Genomic DNA, 16,933 nt, shown 5'->3' with positions numbered 1-16,933 from the left:
GTATCGACCCTTAGGGAGATCTGAACGTCCGTGACCGACACCACCGCAGCGATCGCCAGGCGCCTCGCCGACCTTGCCGCCTTCGCTCGCACCGCGCGCGAGGACGGCACGGGCCGCGCCACCATCCGCCCCCTGTTCGCCGCCGACCCCGGTCGCTTCGCGCGGATGAGCAACAGGGTGGGGCCGCTGCTGCTCGATCGTTCAAAAACCTCGCTGGATGATGCGGCGATGGCGGCCTTGCTGGGCATGGCGGCAGCGACCGATGTCGCCGGCCAGGCCCGCGCCATGGCGGCGGGGGAGGCGGTGAACAGCACCGAGGGCCGCGCCGTCCTGCATATCGCACTGCGCGCGCCGCGCGACGCGGGCTTCCGCGTCGGCGCCGAGGATGCCTCGGCCGAGGTCGCCGACACGCTGGACGCGATGCGCGCCTTCTGCGCCGCGGTGCATGACGGCACCCTGCGCGGGGCGACCGGCAAGCGCTTCACCAATGTGCTGAACATCGGCATCGGCGGCAGCGACCTCGGCCCCTTCATGGCCGTGCGGGCCTTGTGGACCGAAGCCTCGCCGATGCGGCCGTACTTCATCGCCAATGTCGATGGCCACGCCTGGCTGGCCGCGACGAACCGCCTGGATCCCGAAACGACCCTGGTGCTGGTGGCGTCAAAGACCTTCACCACGGCCGAGACCATGCAGAACGCCAACAAGGCGCGCGAATGGATCGCCGGCGCGGTCGGCGAGGCCGGGGTGGGGGCGCATTTCGCCGCCCTTTCCACCAATCTTTCAGCGACCGCCGCCTTCGGCATCGTCCCGGCCCGGGTTTTTGGGTTCCGCGACTGGGTCGGCGGGCGATTTTCGCTATGGTCGGCGATCGGGCTGTCGATCGCGCTGACCTGCGGCTGGGATGCCTTTACCGGCATGCTGGACGGGGCGCGGGCCTTGGATGAGCACGCGCTCTCCGCACCTGATGCCGAGAACCTGCCGCTGCTGCTGGCACTGGTCGAGGTCTGGCACGTCAATGCCCTCGGCTATCCCGCCCGCGCCGTCCTGCCCTACGACGCCCGGCTTGGCCGGCTGCCCGCGCATCTGCAACAGGTCGAGATGGAAAGCCTGGGCAAGCGGGTCGGCCGCGACGGGGTGCTGGTGCCCTATGCCACCGGCCCCGTGGTCTTCGGCGAACCGGGCACCAATGCGCAGCATTCCTTCATGCAGTTGCTGCACCAGGGCACCACGCCCGTGCCGGCCGACATCATCCTGGTCGCCGCCCCCGAACATGGTGACGCCGCCAGCCATCGCATGCTGCTGGCCAATGGCCTGGCCCAGGCCGAAGCCCTGCTGGTCGGCCGCGACCTGGACCAGGTGCGGGCCGAGATGGTCGCAGCCGGCCTGGATGCGGCCGAAGTCGCGCGCCTGGCGCCGCATCGGGTGTTCCCCGGCGACCGGCCGAGTGTCGCCATCCTGCTCGATCGGCTGAACCCCTATACCTTGGGGATGATGATCGCGCTCTACGAGTACAAGGTGTTCTACCTGGGCGCGCTCTGGGGCGTGAATGCCTTCGACCAGTATGGCGTCGAACTGGGCAAGGTGCTGGCCAGCCAACTCCTGCCGGAGGTGACGACGGGCGCGAAGGCGGGGGGACATGACGGATCGACGGCGGGCTTGATCGCCGAGATCCGGGGGGCGTGGTCGGGCTGACCGCGCCCCGCAGGCATCAACCCGGCGGCGGCACCACCGCATACATCACGCTATTGCCCCGCATATAGCCCTGCAACCAGGCCGAACCGCAGCGGTAGTAGGTCGTCGGCCCGACCGGCTGCGTCGTGCAGCCCCCCGGCAGGGCCGGCAATTGCGTGCCGATGGTCAGCGGCGTGCCCTGGGGCGCAAAGGCCGGCGCCGGATAGGCATAGGCCGGGGTCGGGTACACCGGCACCACCGGCGGCGCGCCGTAATAGACCGGCGCGGCCGGGCGTGTCGCGGCCTCGACCGCGCCCGCCGTCAACCCGCCGACCAACCCGGCCGTGGCCCCGGCCGCGACGGCGGCGCCGTAGTTCGGCGCGGCGTGGTAGTAGCCCGGATAGACGTTCACATTGCCGTGGTAGGTGTTCACGGGCGGGCGCCCGCCGACGGCCCAACTGCCCGAATGCCCGGCCCAGGTGCCACCGCCGGGGGCGTGGTAGACGCCGCCACCCCCTTCATGCGCGGCATACCAGGCCTCGGCCGGTGCGGTCGTGGCCAGCAGCGCGGCCGCCAGGGCGGCGGCGCCGAGGATGACGCGGCTCATTGGGCAGACTCCATCGGCGGGCGCTGGCCCCGCTCCAGCAAGGGCACGCGCACCGCACCGCGCGGCGGGGTGAAGGCGAAGTCGCGGGCACCCAGGCGGGGCTGGAGGTTCCAGGCCTCGAATTCCAGGATCAGGCGCGGCGCGTCGGGCACGCCGCGCGCGACGACCGACACGCGGCAGGGGACGGGGCGGGGGCCGGTGGCGATCCAGATCTCCCAATCCGCCGCGGTGTTGCGCAGCGCATAGTGGTCGCAGGCGACGCCGCCGACGATGGTGCGCCCGAGCAACCGGCCGGAGGTCCCGACCGGCAGCAGGATTTCGGCCGGGTCATTGGCCAGCAGAGGGCGCAGCGGCAGGTCGATGCCGTAGCGATCGTCCAGCGCCGTCAGCATCTGTTCGATCGAACCCGCCAGCGGCGTGCTGGAATAGGTATTGGCGACCGGCGCCAGCACCGACAGCGTCGTGCCATCGAACCAGACGGCGATACTGCCCAGGTCGCTGCCGCTGATCGCATTCAGCCGGTTGGGGCGTTGCACGGCGGCGACGGTGGTGGCGCCCAGCAGGACCATCTGGCCTTCCGGCAGCGGGGCCTCACGCAGCGATGTCATGCGCACGGTCAGGGCCGGTGCCGCCGACAGGGTGGCGCCCATGGCGCGGATCGCATTGACGATGGCGGGGTCGAGCGGCGGCGCCGGGGCGACCGCGACGGGCGGCGGCGGCGCCGGTTGCGTGGCGCAGGCGCCGAGCAGCATCGCCGCCAGGACCCAGGCAGGCCCCCCCAACTTGGCGCGTCGCGGGGATGGCGTCTGATGGGCGTGGGGGCTTGGGGCCGGCATCGTCCCTCCGGGGGCGTTTATCGCGTGGTCAGGTGCGAAGCCTAGACCGATCGCGTTAACCTTGTCTCCCGGGGGGGCGTCTCAACTGTTCGGGGGGCCGTGGCGCATCAGCACCACGCGCAGTGGATCGGCGCCGGGGTTATGCGCCGCCATATCGATCACGACCTGCCGCGCAGCCACGTCGCGGCCGTAATAGGCGCGATTGGCGGCGGGCCGGGTGGACAGCAGGCTGCCTTCCAGCGCGATGCCCGCGAACAAGCCGCGCGACCGCGCGAAGGCCACGATATCCGCACCCACCGCGGCGGTGGTCGCGCCGCCGATGCCGCTGCCCATGTTGGCGATGGCGATGGCCGCATCCGCGCCGATGGTGAACTGGCTGTTCAGCACCGCGTCCAGCCCGCGCTGGCTCATGATCAGCATGGCGATCTGGGCTTCCTGCACGCCCGCCTGCGCGCCGAAGGACCCCGACCCCAGGCCGTAGAAGGCCGGCGACGACCAGGACCCGCTGCCATCGCGCGCCACCAGCACGCAGGCGCCGCCCTGGCCCGCGAAGATGAAGCCGGCCCGGATCACGCTGGGGCAGATCACCGCCGCCCGCGCCCGGCGCAGCACATTGGTGAAGTCGGCGGTATTGTCGCCCAGGGTGGAGAGTTCATCGATCGTGCGGGTGGCGTTGTCGATCAGCGCCTGCTGGTCGGCCTGGGCCTGGGCCAGCCGTGGTGCCGCGAACAACCCGCAGGCGGCGAGGAAAAGGGCGGTGATTTTGATGCGGCGGCGCATGAGACTTCCCCGGCAAGCCGTTGCCTTTCATCGAATCTAAACTATCGCGACTCGGGGCGCCAGTTTTACCTGACGTCAGCGCCGGCCAAACATCCGCTCCAACGCCGCCTGGTCCAGCCGCAGCACCGTCGGCCGGCCGTGGCTGCAGGTCGCGGCACGCGGCGTCGCCTCCATCTGGCGCAGCAGGGCGGACATTTCCGCCGCGTTCAGCCGCCGGCCGGCGCGGATGCTGCCGTGGCAGGCCAGGCGGGCGACGGCGGCATCCAGCCGGCTTTCCAGCGCCGGCAGATCATCGCCGCTGGCCCAATCGGCGACTTCCTCCGCCAGGTCGCGCAGCAATGGGCCGGGGTCGGCGGTGCCCAGCAGCGCCGGCAGGGCGCGGACCAGCACGGCACCGCCGCCAAAGCCTTCCAATTCCAGCCCCAGGCGGGCCAGGGCCGGGGCGGCGGCCAGCAGGGCGGCGGCCTCGGCGCGCGGCAAATCCACCACGGCGGGCAGCAACAGCGGCTGGGCGCGGACCCCGCCCTCGATCAACTGCGCGCGCAGGGCTTCATGCGTCAGGCGTTCGTGGGCCGCGTGCTGGTCCACCAGGACCAGGGCGCCGTCCGGGGCCTCGGCCAGGACATAGGTTTCCAGCAATTGCGCCAGGGGGCGGCCGAGCGGGCCGTCCGGCGCATCCTCGGCGATGGCCGGGGGCGCGGCGCGGGAAAACGCCAGCGGCAGGGCGGTTTGCGCCGGGGCGATCTGGGTGGGGGCCTCGGCGAAGCCGGGCGCCTGCCACGCATTCGGTGTCGCGGCCTGCCACGGCGCCTCCGCGCGCGGCGGGCTTGGGCGCCAACCCCCCGGCGTGCCGGCCGACCACCCCCCCGCGGTGCCGGCACCGACCCCCAAGGCCCGGCGCAGCGCCCCGATCACCATGCCACGCACCCGCTCGCCCTCGCGGAAGCGCAATTCGGCCTTGCCCGGATGCACGTTCACATCGACCGCCTCGGGATCGATGGCCAGGAACAGCGCCGCCGCCGGGTGGCGGCCCTTTTCGATCAGGTCGCGATAGGCCACGCGCAGCGCCGCCCGCAGCATCGGGTCCTGCACCGGCCGGTCGTTCACCACCAGGTGCTGGCCGCCGGTCGTCGCGCGGGTATGGATCGGCAAGGCGGCCAGGCCGGTCAGGGTCATCCCCTCCGCCTCGGCCAGCACCGGCACCGCCTGGGCGGCGAACTCCGGGCCGAGCAGGGCGGCGATCCGCGCGTCGCGGTCCTGTGGCGGCAGGGCCAGGACCTCGCGCCCCTCGACCTCCGCCCGGAAGCCGACGCCGGGCCAGGCCAGGGCCAGGCGGCGCACCGCCTCGACCGCCGCCGCCGCCTCGGTCGATGGCTGGCGCAGGAATTTGCGCCGCGCGGGGGTGGCGTAGAACAGGTCCCGCACCTCGACCCGCGTGCCGGGGGCGCCGGCGGCCGGGGCGACGGCGCCCTTGGCGCCGCCTTCCACCGTGATGCGATGCGCCGCGCCGCCAGCCGTGCGCGACACGATGGACAGGCGCGCGACGGCGCCGATCGACGGCAGTGCCTCCCCCCGAAAACCCAGGGTGGCGATGCGGAACAGCATCGCTTCCTCGGGCAGTTTGGAGGTCGCGTGCCGTTCCACGGCCATGGCCAAGTCATCCGGCGCCATGCCGGTGCCGTCATCCTCGACCATGATGCGGGCGCTGCCGCCGCCTTCCAGCACGACCGAGACGCGGCGGGCGCCGGCGTCCAGCGCGTTCTCGACCAATTCCTTCACCGCGGCGGCCGGTCGCTCCACCACCTCGCCGGCGGCGATCCGGTCGGCGGTGGCGCTGGGCAGCAGGCGGATGCGCCCGGGGGTCGATTCGGTCTGGGACACGCGGCCAGGATACACCGGCCGCGTGACCGCGTCGTGCGGGACCGCTTAGGCCGACAGGTCCCGCATCACCTTGATCAGATCCGACTTCCCCTCGAAGCCGATGCCCGGCAGTTCCGGCATGACGACATGGCCGTTCTCCACCCGCACCCCATCCGGGAAGCCGCCATAGGGCTGGAACAGATCCGGGTAGCTTTCATTCCCGCCCAGCCCCAGCCCCGCCGCGATCATCAGCGACATCTGGTGCCCGCCATGCGGGATGCAGCGCGACGGCGACCAGCCGAACTGCTTCAGCACATCCAGGGTGCGCAAATATTCGACCAGCCCATAGGACAGCGCGCAGTCGAATTGCAGCCAATCGCGATCCGGCCGCATGCCGCCATAACGCAGCAGGTTGCGCGCATCCTGGTGGGAGAACAGGTTCTCCCCTGTCGCCATCGGGCCGGGATAGAATTCCGACAACGCGGCCTGCAGCGCATAGTCCAGCGGATCGCCCACTTCCTCGTACCAGAACAGCGGGAAGTCGCGCAGCATCTTGGCATAGGCGATGCCCGTCTCCAGGTCGAAGCGCCCATTGGCATCCACGGCGAGCTGGGCCTGCGACCCGATCTCGGCCAGCACCGCCTCGATCCGCCTGGCATCCTCGGCGATGCTGTCGCCGCCGATCTTCATCTTCACCACGTTGTAGCCACGGTCGAGGTAGCTGCGCATTTCGCCCCGCAGCGCCGTATTGTCCTTGCCCGGGTAGTAATACCCTCCGGCGGCATAGACGAAGACGCGCGGGTTCGCTTCGCGCGCGTGGCGTTCCGCCAACATGCGAAACAGCGGCTTGCCCTCGATCTTCGCCACCGCGTCCCAGATCGCCATGTCCAGCGTGCCGACGGCGACCGAGCGTTCGCCATGCCCGCCGGGCTTCTCGTTCACCATCATCGCGGCCCAGGCCTTCGCCGGGTCGATATTGTCCCGCGTGTCGTCCAGCAGGCTTTCGGGCTTGGCCTCCAGCAGGCGCGTGCGAAACCGCTCGCGGATCAGCCCGCCCTGGCCGTAGCGGCCATTGGAGTTGAAGCCGTAGCCGACGACCGGGCGGCCATCGCGCACCACATCGGTGATCACGGCGACCAGGCTCGTCGTCATCTTGCTGAAGTCGATGTAGGCGTTGCGGATCGGCGAGGCGATCGGCTGGGTGATTTCACGGACGTCCACGATGCGCATTTGGCATGCCCTTTTCGGTTGCTGGGTGCAGGTACGATTGTCCTGGACGCCTTTCCAATGCCAAGTTTCGGAATCGTCATGCAGGATCGGCATCGACCATGGAACTCGCCTGGCTTGAGGATTTCCTGGCCCTGGCGGAACACCGGAACTTCTCGCGTGCCGCCGAGGCGCGCAACATCACCCAGCCCGCCTTCAGCCGGCGCATCCAGGCGCTGGAAGCCTGGGTCGGCACGCCCCTCGTCCTGCGCCGCCCGCAAGGCGTGGCGCTGAACGCCGCCGGCGACTACCTGCGCGAACAGGCCGCCGACCTGACCCGGGACCTGCACCGGATGCGACGCGGCGCGTTGAAGGCCGCGGGGCGCGACGGGGCGGCGCTGTCCATCGCCGTGACCCACGCCCTGTCCTTCACCTTCTTCCCAAGCTGGATCCGGGCGCTGTCGCCCCTGGGCACGCTGAACCTGATTTCCGACACCATGGCCGCCTGCGAGAAGATCCTGCTCGCGGGCGATGCCGATTTCCTGCTTTGCCATGCCCGCCGCGACGTGCCGACGCGCCTCGTATCGGCCTCCTTCACCAGCCGGGTGGTCGGCACCGACTGCCTGGTTCCCGTCACCGCCCCGTATGCGCAGCACCTGCCCGGGACGCCGGAGGCCCCGGTGAGCCTGCTGGCCTATAGCGAGGTCTCGGGCCTCGGGCGCATCCTCACGGCAACCCAGGCCTCCTTCGCCGAGGCCCCCTCGCTGGAGACGGTCTTTACCGCCCCCCTCGCGGCCACCCTGCAATCCATGGCGCGACAGGGCCAGGGCATCGCCTGGTTGCCGCGGACCATGGTCGCCGAGGACCTGGCCGCCGGGCGCCTGGTCGATGCCGGCGGCGGGGCGTTTTCGATCGAGGTCGAGATCCGGCTGTTCCGCCCCCTGCGCCGGCTGTCGAACGCCGCCGAGGCCTGCTGGAACGCCGTGTCCGCACAAGCCGCGCCCTGACGAAACCCGCCAGCCATTCCTTCGCCCCCGGAAAGCCGCTTCTCTACCGTCGGGTGGCGGGGGAACGGTGATGCGGGCCGATGCGGCGATTCTTCTCTACGGGCCGCCACTCGCGCCCCCGGTCGAACTCAGCCGCTGGCTGCTGGACCGCCTTGCCATCCCCTATCGCTTCGAGACGGCGGCCGCGGGCCTCAGCGCGATCCGGTCCCGGCGCGAGAAGGTGCCCGTCGAGTTGCCGCTGCTCACCTGGAATGGCGAGGCCTCGGGCGGGCTGCGCGCCGCCTTCGACCGCATCACCGGCCCGATCGCCGCGGCCCATGCGGTCGTGGTGCCAGGCTTCGATGCCGAGTTCGTTGGTCAGATGGTGGCGAGCCTGTTCGGCCCCGCGGTCCGCAGCTTCTATCGCCACATGCTGCCCCGGCCGGATTTGCTGAAGCCCCTCGCGACCGCGGGCGTGCCCGTGCCGCATCGGGTCGCCATCCAGCTTGCCTACCCGGCCTGGCGCTGGGTGATGGCCAAGGGGCTGAACCTGGCGAGCCATGCGCCCGATGCGGATGTCGCCAGCATCGGGGACGCCTTCGCGCAGGTCGAGGCCAGGCTGGCCGATGCACGCTTCCTGGGCGGGGATCAGCCCGGGATCGACGATCTCCTCTTCGCCGTTCTCGCCAGCCCCGTGCTGTTGCCGCCGGAGCATCCGGTCCGGCTACCGCCGCTCGATACGCTGCCGGCGCCGCTCGGGGCGCTCATCACCCGGTTCCGCCACAGCCGGGCAGGGGAACTGGCGTTGCGAACCTACGCGTCCGCGCGGCGCCGCGACTGACGTCGCTACCGGAAGCGGTCCAACCCCGCCCTTAGGCCACCATCCGGGTCGCCCAAAAACCCGTGCCGCAAAAACAGGTCGATCAGCACCAGGGCGACGTTGAACTTCACATCCTCGGTGCAGCGCACCGCCTCCAGCAGCCGCGCGGCGGGCCAAAGCTCGAAGCGCGCGACCTCATCGCCATCCGGCACGGGGACGAAATCCTCCGGCAGGTCCAGGTCGAAGACATGCAGCACGTCGCGCCGCAGGCCCTCGCGCGCCGACATCACATAGCCAAGCCGCCCCGCCGGCCGGGCGCGCGCCGCCAGGTCGGGCGGGATCGCCGCTTCCTCGCCGGCTTCCTTGACCAGGCATTCCATCGGGGTCAGCCCGGCGCTCAGCCCGCCGGCCACCAGGTTGTCCAGCTTGCCCGGCGCCACCGCCTTGTCGGCCGCACGCACGCCGACCCAGATGTGCAGCCCATCGGCGCGGCGGACCAACCCGTTCAGGTGCACCCCCTGCGCCGCCACGCCAAACACCGGGATCGCGCCGCGATCCAGCACCGCCAGCGCCGGGGCTTCGGGGGTGGCGCGCACGTCGAAGGCCTCGCCCCTGATCCGCAGCAGCCCGGCGTGCGCCAGGCGCTGCGCGGCGGCGGCCAGCGCGGCGCTGCGGGCGGCGGCATCGCCTGGCACCAGCGCCAGGCCCGCGCCGTCGGTGGCGAAACCCGCCGTGTCGCGGCGCAGATCCTCGGCGGCGGCGGGGCTGACCCAGCCGACCAACGCCCCGTCGATCGACAGCGGCACGCGCCCGCCGGGCAGGTCGGTGTTGTTGCAGGCGGCAAGGTGGCGATGAAGGCTGGTCATGCGTTCGTCTGGGATGGGTCGGCCGGCGGCGTCAACCGTCAGCCCGCGCGCCGGTACAGCATCAAGGTCAGCCACCGGCCGCGCACGTAGTTCAGGCCCGACACCTCACCCAGCACGGTGACCTCCAGCCCCAGCCGCACCGCCTCGGCGCGAAAGGCGGTTTCCTGGCGGTCGTTCACCGCGACCACGCGCCCTGGCGCACCGCCCAGGAATTCGGCCGCCGCCGCGCCGTCGCGCAGCAGCCGCGTGCCGGACCCCATGGCGAAGATCAGCGACGGCTCGTGATGGCCGACCACGCCAAATTTTTCTGACGGTAGCCCCGGGGCGACCCGCTGCATCACCGTGGCGACGCGGGGCGCCAGCCAGGGTGCCTCCAGCCGCGGCAACACCCCGGCCAGCACGACCCAATACAGCGGCACCACCAGCAGCACCGCCGCCAACCCGGCCCGGCCATAGGCGCCAGCCCGCCAGGCTCCGGTGCTGGCCCAGACCAGCAGGGCCGCCGCCGCCAGCCCGGCCACGGCCATCGCCGCCGTCCAGATCAACCGCCCGTCGGCGAACCAGATCAACGCCGGGCCGGCCACGGCCAGCCCGATCGCGGTGCCGACCAGCGCCAGGGCGGCGATCCAGGCCACCCAGCGCGGCGCGGGCCGCCGCAGAGGATCCATCGCCCAGGCCCCCGCCAGCAGCATCAGCGCCGGCCAGACCGGCATGGTGTAGTGCGGCAGCTTGGTCGCCACCGCCTCGAACAACAGCCAGGTCGGGGCGGCCCAGGCCAGCAGGAAGCGGGTGCCGGGCCGCAGCCGGTCGGCCCAAGCGGCCGGCAGCGCCAGCAACACCAGGAAGGCCGCCGGAAAGGCCGCGATGCCAAAGGTCATGACGTAGAACCCGGGCGGGCCCCAATGGGCTTCCTCGCCCGATCCGACCTTGTTCAGCATGTCCTCGCCGATCGCCTGGGCGAAGAAGCGGCCTTCGGTCGCGATGCCGATGGCGATGAACCAGGGCGCGGCGACGGCCAGCATAAGCGGGATGCCCCACCCCGGCCGCAGCGCCCGCAGCCAGGGCGCATGCAGCCAGCCGCCGCCGGCGCGGCGGTCGACGATGGCGAGCGTAACCCCGGCAAACAGCGCCACCATCGGCCCGATCGGACCCTTGAGCAGGATGGAAACCCCCAGGATCAGCCAGAACCCCACCGCCTGCCCGGTGCGGAACGTGCCCGGCGACAGATACGCCCGGCCAAACAGCCCCATGGCCGCGGCGACGGTGCCCAGCAGCGCCGCATCGGTCTTGGCGATATGGGTTTCCACCACCAGCACCATCGTGCTGGCCAGCAGCGCCGCCCCCAGGAACGCCGCCCTGCGCCCGACCAGCGCGCGGCCCCAATGGAAGGTCGCCAGCACCGCCGCCAGCGCGCCCAGCACGCCCGGGATGCGATAGGCCCAGATATCGGCGCGGGTGCCGAGGCCCACGGCCTCCAGCGCCGTCACCACGCTCGCCTGCGCCCAATGGATGCCGACGGGCTTCTTGTTGCGGTCTTCGTCACCGACCCGGATGCGGACCCAGTCGCCGCTCTCCACCATCTGGCGGCTGGCCTGGGCGAAACGCGCCTCGTCCCGGTCGCTGGCCGGGATGGTGAAGAAACCCGGCAGCCACAGCGCCAGGCACAGCAGCACCAGCACCAGTCGCGGGCGGCGCGTTTCGGGCAAACGATCGAGGAAGATGGACAGGGCAGGGGGCATGGGCCACGCGGCACTAGCATGGGGGGCCAGGGCGGGACATAGGAAGCCGATGCAAGACCGCCCACCCCGCCGCCCGAAAGGCGTGCCCCTGCCCCCCGAAGCCCGCCCTGGCCGGCATCGCACCTCTGGCCCCCGCACGCCCGCGCCCCCGAACCCCAAGGCCAGCCCAGCCCGCGTCGCCGCGCTGTCGCTGTTGCAGGCCGTGTTGGAACACCGGAGGTCGCTGGAAGACGCGCTGGATGCGCTGCCGACGCATGAACCGCGCGACCGCGCCGCCGCCCACCGCATCGCCGCCAGCGTGCTGCGCAGCCTGGGCACCCTGGACGCGATCCTGGAACCCTATCTGAAGCGCGAACCGCCGCCGGAGGTGCGTGAGGCCCTGCGCATCGGCGCCGCCGAACTGCTGTTCCTGGGCACGCCGCCCCATGCCGCCGTCGCCTCGGCCGTCGACCTGGTGCCCAAGCCTTTTGCCGGGCTGCTGAACGCCGTCCTCCGCCGCGTCGCCGAAGCCGGGCAGGGCGCGCTGGAGGGTATCGACGCCGACCGCATCGACACCCCCGTCTGGCTCTGGACCGCCTGGCACGGCGCGTTCGGCGCCGCCGGGGTGCGCGCCATCGCCGCGGCCCACCGCATCCCGGCCCCGCTGGACCTGTCGCTGCTGCCCGGCGTCGCCCCGCCCGAGGGCGCCATCCTGCTGCCCAATGGCACCGCCCGCATGCCCGCCGGCACCCGTTTTGCCGATTTGCCCGGCCCCGAGGGGTTTTGGGCGCAGGATGTGGCCGCAACCTTGCCCGCGATGCTGCTGCGGGCGAAAAAAGGCGAACGAATCGCCGACCTCTGCGCCGCCCCCGGCGGCAAGACGGCCCAACTCGCCGCCGCCGGCGCGACCGTGACGGCGGTGGAAAAGGACGCCAGGCGAATCGCCCGCCTGTCCGACAATCTCGCCCGGCTGGGGCTGGAGGCCGAAATCATCGCGGCCGACGCGCTGTTGTGGCGCCCGCCCGCGCTGCTGGACGCCGTGCTGCTGGACGCGCCCTGTTCCGCCACCGGCACCATCCGCCGCCACCCCGATGTCGCGCGCCTCAAGCGCCCGACCGATGTGGCGACCCTGGCCGCCCTGCAATCCCGCCTGATCGCCGCCGCCGCCGAGATGCTACGCCCGGGCGGGCGCCTGGTCTTCGCCACCTGCTCCCTGCAGCCCGAGGAAGGCGAAGCCCACCTGCGCGCTGCCGACGCCGCCGGCCTGCTGCCCGACCCGATTCGGGAGGAGGAGATGCCCTGGCTGGAAGACGCCATCACCGGGGGCGGCAATCTGCGCACCCGGCCCGACATGTGGGCCGAACAGGGCGGCATGGATGGCTTCTTCGCCGCGCGTTTCGTGAAGCGGTGACGCGGCAGCGGTTGGCGTCCCGGGCCTGTCAAGGCTAGGGTCGCACCGTGACACGCAATATCCGCATCGCCCCCAGCCTCCTCGCCGCCGATTTCGCCAGGGCGGGCGAGGAAGTTCGCGCTGTGACCGCCGCCGGCGCCGACTGGCTGCACCTCGACATCATGGATGGGCATTTCGTGCCCAACATCTCCTATGGGCCCGCGATCGTTAAGGCTTTGCGCAAGCACACGACGATCCCCTTCGACGTGCACCTGATGATCGCCCCGGTGGACCCCTACCTCGCGGCCTTCGCCGATGCCGGGGCGCAGGTGATCTCCGTCCATGCCGAAGCCGGGCCGCATCTGCACCGATCCTTGCAGACCATCCGCGCCCTGGGGCTGCAAGCCGGCGTGGTGCTGAACCCCGGCACCCCGGCGGGCGTCGTCGCGCCCGTGATGGACCTGCTGGACCTGATCCTGGTGATGACGGTCAACCCGGGCTTTGGCGGCCAGAGCTTCCTCGACAGCCAATTGCCGAAGATCGCAGCACTGCGGGCGATGATCGACGCGACCGGCCGCGACATCGCGCTGGAGATCGACGGCGGGGTCACGTCCGTGACCGCGCCGCGCTGCATCGCCGCCGGGGCCGATACCTTGGTCGCGGGCACCGCGGTCTTTGGCACCGACGACTATGCGGCAGCGATCCGTGGGCTGCGTGGCGGCCAGGTCGCCAATGGGAAGGCCGCCTGATGGTCGAGAATTTCCTCCGCGGCGCCCGCCAGATGCTCGCCGGGCTCAAGCCCGTCCGGGCGCCGGATGCCCCCGCCCGCGCCTTCCGCGACCTCTGGCCCGGCGATGCCGCGCGCGGCAACCGGCTGTTGCAGGGCGAATTCGAATTCCTGGGCAGCGCCCGCGCCCTGACCGAGGAAACCGGCTGGGACCAGGGCAGCCTGCCCTGGCGCGCCGCCGCCCACGCCTTCGGCTGGGCGCGCGACCTGCGGGCGCTCGGCACCGATGCGGCGCGGCTGCGCGGGCGCGGGCTGACGGCGGCCTTCCTGGGCCGCTGGGGCGCCGACCCCCTGGCCGCGGTGCCGGAAGTGGCGGGCGCGCGGATTTCCGCCTGGCTCGGCCATTGGGATTTCTTCTTCGCCACGGCCGAGGACAGCCTGCGTCGCGGCGTGATGCAGCGCATGGCGCAGGATGTCCGCACCCTGGTCGCCGGCCTGCCGGCCGAGGCCGCGCATCGCGGCGCGCTCGCGGCGCTGAAGGGCGCCATGGCCGGCGCGGTGGCCCTGGATGATGAAGCCGCCCTTTCGCGCTGCCTGCGCTTCCTGACCCAGGAATTGGAACGCCAGTTCCTGCCCGACGGCTGCCATGTGGAACGCAGCCCGGCGCAACACCTGCTCGCCCTTCAGGATCTGGTCGAAATCCGCAACCTGCTGCACGGCGCCGGCGTCGAAAGCCCGCCGCACTTGGCCATGACGCTCGACCGCGCCGCCCCCGCGCTGCGCCTGTTCCGCCATGGCGATGGCGGCCTGGCCGGGTTCAACGGCACGCGGGAAGAAGCGGCCAGCCTGCTGGACCTGACCCTGACCCAGGCCCAGGCACGCGGGCGGTCGCCCCTGGCACTGCCCGATGGCGGCTTCCAGCGCATGCAGGCGCAGCGGACCCTGGTCATCGTCGATGCCGGCCCGCCGCCACCGGGCCGCGCCGGCACGGGGCTGCTGCCACGCGGCGCCGACCGCTTCCATCACGCCGGCACGCTCTCCTTCGAAATGTCGGTCGGGCGCGACCGGGTGATCGTCAATTGCGGCGCCGCCCCGGCCGCCGATGCCGGCTGGCGCGACGCGCTGCGCGCCACCGCCGCCCATTCCACGCTGATCGTCGCCGATACCAATTCATCGGAACTGCAGGACACCGGCCTCGGCCGCCGCCCGGAAGCGGTGGAGGCCGAGCGCCAGGAAACCGGCGGCGCCCAATGGCTGGAAATCGCCCATGACGGCTATCGCAAGCCCTTCGGCGCCGTCCATCGCCGCCGCATCTACCTGTCGGAAAGCGGCGACGACCTGCGCGGCGAAGACGTGCTCGAAGCCGAAAAGCCGATGCCCTTCACCGTCCGCTTCCACCTGCACCCCGGCGTATCCGCGACCGCGCAGCAGGATGAGCAGGCGGTGATGCTGCGCCTGCCCTCCGGCGCCGGCTGGCGCATCCGCGTCAAGGGCGCCCGCGTCGCCGTGGAAGAAAGCATCTACCTGGCTGCCGAACCACGCCGCACGGTGCAAGTGGCCCTCTACGCCGACGACGGCGAACAAACCGTCCAATGGGCCATCAGCCGCATCAGCCTGGCAGGACCAGACCCGGCGGCGACCTAGCAAAGTGCTGAAACTTGGCAGGTTGCGCTTTGAGAGGGGCGTGGCCCCTCTCAAACTCTCCCCACCAAGGGGCTGTGGCCCCTTGGAACCCACGCGATTTGGTAAAATAAAGAGAGGGGCATCCATTGGCGTGCCTTTGATCGAAGGCGGACCATGCCCCTCTCTTTATTTTACCAATATTCCGCCGGTCCAGGGGCGGCGGCCCCTGGTGGGGGTGGTGTGGAGGGGGCGACGCCCCTTCCACGGCGCAACCTCCCCTGTTCCAGCACCCCGCTAGTCGCCGATGCTGCGTAATGTCCTCACGGTCGGCGGCTGGACCATGGCCAGTCGTATCCTCGGTTTCGCGCGTGATGTGCTGATCGCGTCGCGGCTGGGTGCCGGGCCGGTTGCCGATGCTTTTTTCGTCGCGCTGAAGCTGCCCAACCTGTTCCGCCGCTTGTTTGGCGAGGGCGCGTTCAATGCGGCCTTCATTCCCGCCTTCGCCGGAACGCTGGCGGCCGAGGGCAGGCTGGCCGCCTTGGCGCTGGCGAACCATTTGGCCGCGCTGATGACCTTGTGGCTGTCGCTGATCGTGGTCGTCGGCTGGATCCTGATGCCGCAGTTGATTTTTGTGCTGGCGCCGGGCTTTGCCGACGAACCGCTGCGCTACGGGCTGACCGTGGAGATGACGCGGATCACCTTCCCCTATCTGCTGTTCATCTGCCTGGCGGCGCTGGTGTCGGGCGTGTTGAACGGGTTGAACCGCTTTGGCGCGGCGGCGGCGGCCCCGGTGCTGTTCAACCTGATGAGCATGGCGACCTTGATCGGGCTGACGCCTTTCGTCGCGACGCCAGGCCATGCGCTGGCCTGGGGCGTGATGCTGTCGGGCATCGTGCAACTGGGGCTGGTCTGGTGGGCGGCGCGCGACGCCGGCATGGCGATCGGGCTGGTCGGCATACCGCGCCTGACGCCCGCGGTGCGCGCCGTGCTGCGGCGAATGGGGCCGGGCATCTTTGGCGCCGGGGTGACGCAGTTGAACCTGGCGATCGACGTGATCATCGCCTCCACCCTGCCGGCGGGGGCGGTGTCGTTCCTGTATTATGCCGACCGGGTCGCGCAATTGCCGCTGGGCGTCATCGGCGCGGCGATGGGCACGGCCTTACTGCCATTGTTGGCCCGGCAGTTGCGGATGGGCCAGCCGCTGGCGGCGCATCGCAGCCAGAACCGTGCGCTGGAATTGTCGCTGCTGCTGACCCTGCCCTCCGCCGTGGCGCTGGCCTTGTTGGCCGAGCCGATCATCATGGCGCTGTTCCAGCGCGGCGCCTTCTCGGCCGATGCCGCCTCCGCCACCTCCGCCGCCCTGGTCGCCTATGCGTTTGGCATGCCCTTCTTCGTGCTGGTGAAGGTCTTTGCGCCGGGGTTCTTCGCCCGTGGCGATACCTCCGCGCCCGTAAAAATCGGGCTGGTCGCGGTGGCGCTGAACCTGGCGCTGAACCTGTCGCTGTCGCCCTTCCTCGCGCATGTCGGGATCGCGCTGTCCACGGCGATCGCGGCGGCGGTGAATGCGGGGCTGCTGGCGGTGGTGCTGATGCGGCGGCGGCAATTGGTCTTCGACGCCCGGCTGCGGCATCGCGTGCCGCGCATGCTGGCGGCGGTGGCGGTGATGGGGCTGGTGCTGGCCGCCGGCCGCGCCCTGTTGTGGCCGGCCGAGCCTGGGCTGCGGCTGGCGGTGCTGGCGCTGCTCTGCCTGGCTGGCGGCGTCGCCTATATCCTGTCCGTGTCGGTATTTGGCGCGCTGCGGCTGTCCGAGTTGCGCGCGATGCTGCGCCGGCGATAATCGGCC

14 protein-coding genes are annotated in these 16,933 nt (G+C 71.5%); 7 read left to right on the top strand and 7 right to left on the bottom strand.

Annotated elements, in window-relative coordinates; genetic code table 11:
• Positions 1-30: 30 nt before the first annotated feature.
• Positions 31-1,692, top strand: coding sequence for a glucose-6-phosphate isomerase (gene pgi / locus ACQW02_RS21250; protein WP_431281902.1), 1,662 nt, complete (start codon positions 31-33; stop codon positions 1,690-1,692).
• Between the two features lie 16 nt (positions 1,693-1,708).
• Here the strand turns inward: pgi and ACQW02_RS21245 are convergent, their stop codons facing one another.
• The 5 genes from ACQW02_RS21245 to ACQW02_RS21225 form a co-directional block, all read right to left on the bottom strand.
• On the bottom strand, positions 1,709-2,278 hold the full coding sequence (locus tag ACQW02_RS21245) for a hypothetical protein (RefSeq protein ID WP_431281901.1): 570 nt from the start codon (positions 2,276-2,278) through the stop codon (positions 1,709-1,711).
• Positions 2,275-3,114, bottom strand: a complete 840-nt coding sequence (locus tag ACQW02_RS21240) for a DUF2092 domain-containing protein (protein ID WP_431281900.1) — start codon at positions 3,112-3,114, stop codon at positions 2,275-2,277. The genes ACQW02_RS21245 and ACQW02_RS21240 overlap by 4 nt, the downstream gene beginning before the upstream one ends.
• A gap of 81 nt (positions 3,115-3,195) precedes the next feature.
• Positions 3,196-3,894 carry a lipid-binding SYLF domain-containing protein gene (locus tag ACQW02_RS21235; RefSeq protein ID WP_431281899.1) on the bottom strand — a complete coding sequence of 233 codons (699 nt, stop codon included), beginning with the start codon at positions 3,892-3,894 and terminating at the stop codon, positions 3,196-3,198.
• A 75-nt stretch (positions 3,895-3,969) separates the two neighbouring features.
• Positions 3,970-5,775, bottom strand: coding sequence for a DNA mismatch repair endonuclease MutL (mutL, locus tag ACQW02_RS21230; protein WP_431281898.1), 1,806 nt, complete (start codon positions 5,773-5,775; stop codon positions 3,970-3,972).
• A gap of 45 nt (positions 5,776-5,820) precedes the next feature.
• Positions 5,821-6,984, bottom strand: a complete 1,164-nt coding sequence (locus ACQW02_RS21225) for a mandelate racemase/muconate lactonizing enzyme family protein (RefSeq protein ID WP_431281897.1) — start codon at positions 6,982-6,984, stop codon at positions 5,821-5,823.
• Between the two features lie 98 nt (positions 6,985-7,082).
• Between ACQW02_RS21225 and ACQW02_RS21220 the strand changes: the two genes are divergently transcribed.
• Together ACQW02_RS21220 and ACQW02_RS21215 are read left to right on the top strand one after the other, a co-directional pair.
• Positions 7,083-7,967, top strand: a complete 885-nt coding sequence (locus tag ACQW02_RS21220) for a LysR family transcriptional regulator (RefSeq protein WP_431281896.1) — start codon at positions 7,083-7,085, stop codon at positions 7,965-7,967.
• A 70-nt stretch (positions 7,968-8,037) separates the two neighbouring features.
• A complete protein-coding gene (locus tag ACQW02_RS21215; RefSeq protein ID WP_431281895.1) occupies positions 8,038-8,787 on the top strand; it encodes a hypothetical protein in 750 nt (249 codons plus the stop codon).
• Positions 8,788-8,792: 5 nt separating this feature from the next.
• Here ACQW02_RS21215 and ACQW02_RS21210 read toward each other — a convergent pair whose 3' ends face one another.
• Both ACQW02_RS21210 and ACQW02_RS21205 read right to left on the bottom strand, forming a co-directional pair.
• A complete protein-coding gene (locus ACQW02_RS21210; RefSeq protein ID WP_431281894.1) occupies positions 8,793-9,632 on the bottom strand; it encodes a DUF4743 domain-containing protein in 840 nt (279 codons plus the stop codon).
• Positions 9,633-9,670: 38 nt separating this feature from the next.
• Positions 9,671-11,371, bottom strand: a complete 1,701-nt coding sequence (locus ACQW02_RS21205; protein ID WP_431281893.1) for an ArnT family glycosyltransferase — start codon at positions 11,369-11,371, stop codon at positions 9,671-9,673.
• A gap of 49 nt (positions 11,372-11,420) precedes the next feature.
• Between ACQW02_RS21205 and ACQW02_RS21200 the strand changes: the two genes are divergently transcribed.
• The 4 genes from ACQW02_RS21200 to murJ all read left to right on the top strand — a co-directional run bounded on the left by ACQW02_RS21200 (position 11,421) and on the right by murJ (position 16,927).
• Positions 11,421-12,761: an RsmB/NOP family class I SAM-dependent RNA methyltransferase gene (locus ACQW02_RS21200; RefSeq protein ID WP_431281892.1), complete on the top strand. Its 1,341-nt coding sequence runs from the start codon at positions 11,421-11,423 to the stop codon at positions 12,759-12,761.
• 47 nt (positions 12,762-12,808) lie between these two features.
• Positions 12,809-13,489 (top strand): ribulose-phosphate 3-epimerase, encoded by a 681-nt coding sequence (gene rpe / locus ACQW02_RS21195; RefSeq protein WP_431281891.1) that lies wholly within the window; start codon positions 12,809-12,811, stop codon positions 13,487-13,489.
• Positions 13,489-15,111, top strand: a complete 1,623-nt coding sequence (locus tag ACQW02_RS21190) for a heparinase II/III family protein (RefSeq protein WP_431281890.1) — start codon at positions 13,489-13,491, stop codon at positions 15,109-15,111. The genes rpe and ACQW02_RS21190 overlap by 1 nt, the downstream gene beginning before the upstream one ends.
• A 283-nt stretch (positions 15,112-15,394) precedes the next feature.
• On the top strand, positions 15,395-16,927 hold the full coding sequence (gene murJ / locus ACQW02_RS21185; protein ID WP_431281889.1) for a murein biosynthesis integral membrane protein MurJ: 1,533 nt from the start codon (positions 15,395-15,397) through the stop codon (positions 16,925-16,927).
• Positions 16,928-16,933 lie beyond the last annotated feature (6 nt).

It is taken from the genome of Humitalea sp. 24SJ18S-53 (assembly GCF_050632385.1).
Taxonomy (GTDB): domain Bacteria; phylum Pseudomonadota; class Alphaproteobacteria; order Acetobacterales; family Acetobacteraceae; genus Humitalea.
This window is presented reverse-complemented; position numbering and strand designations above follow the sequence as displayed.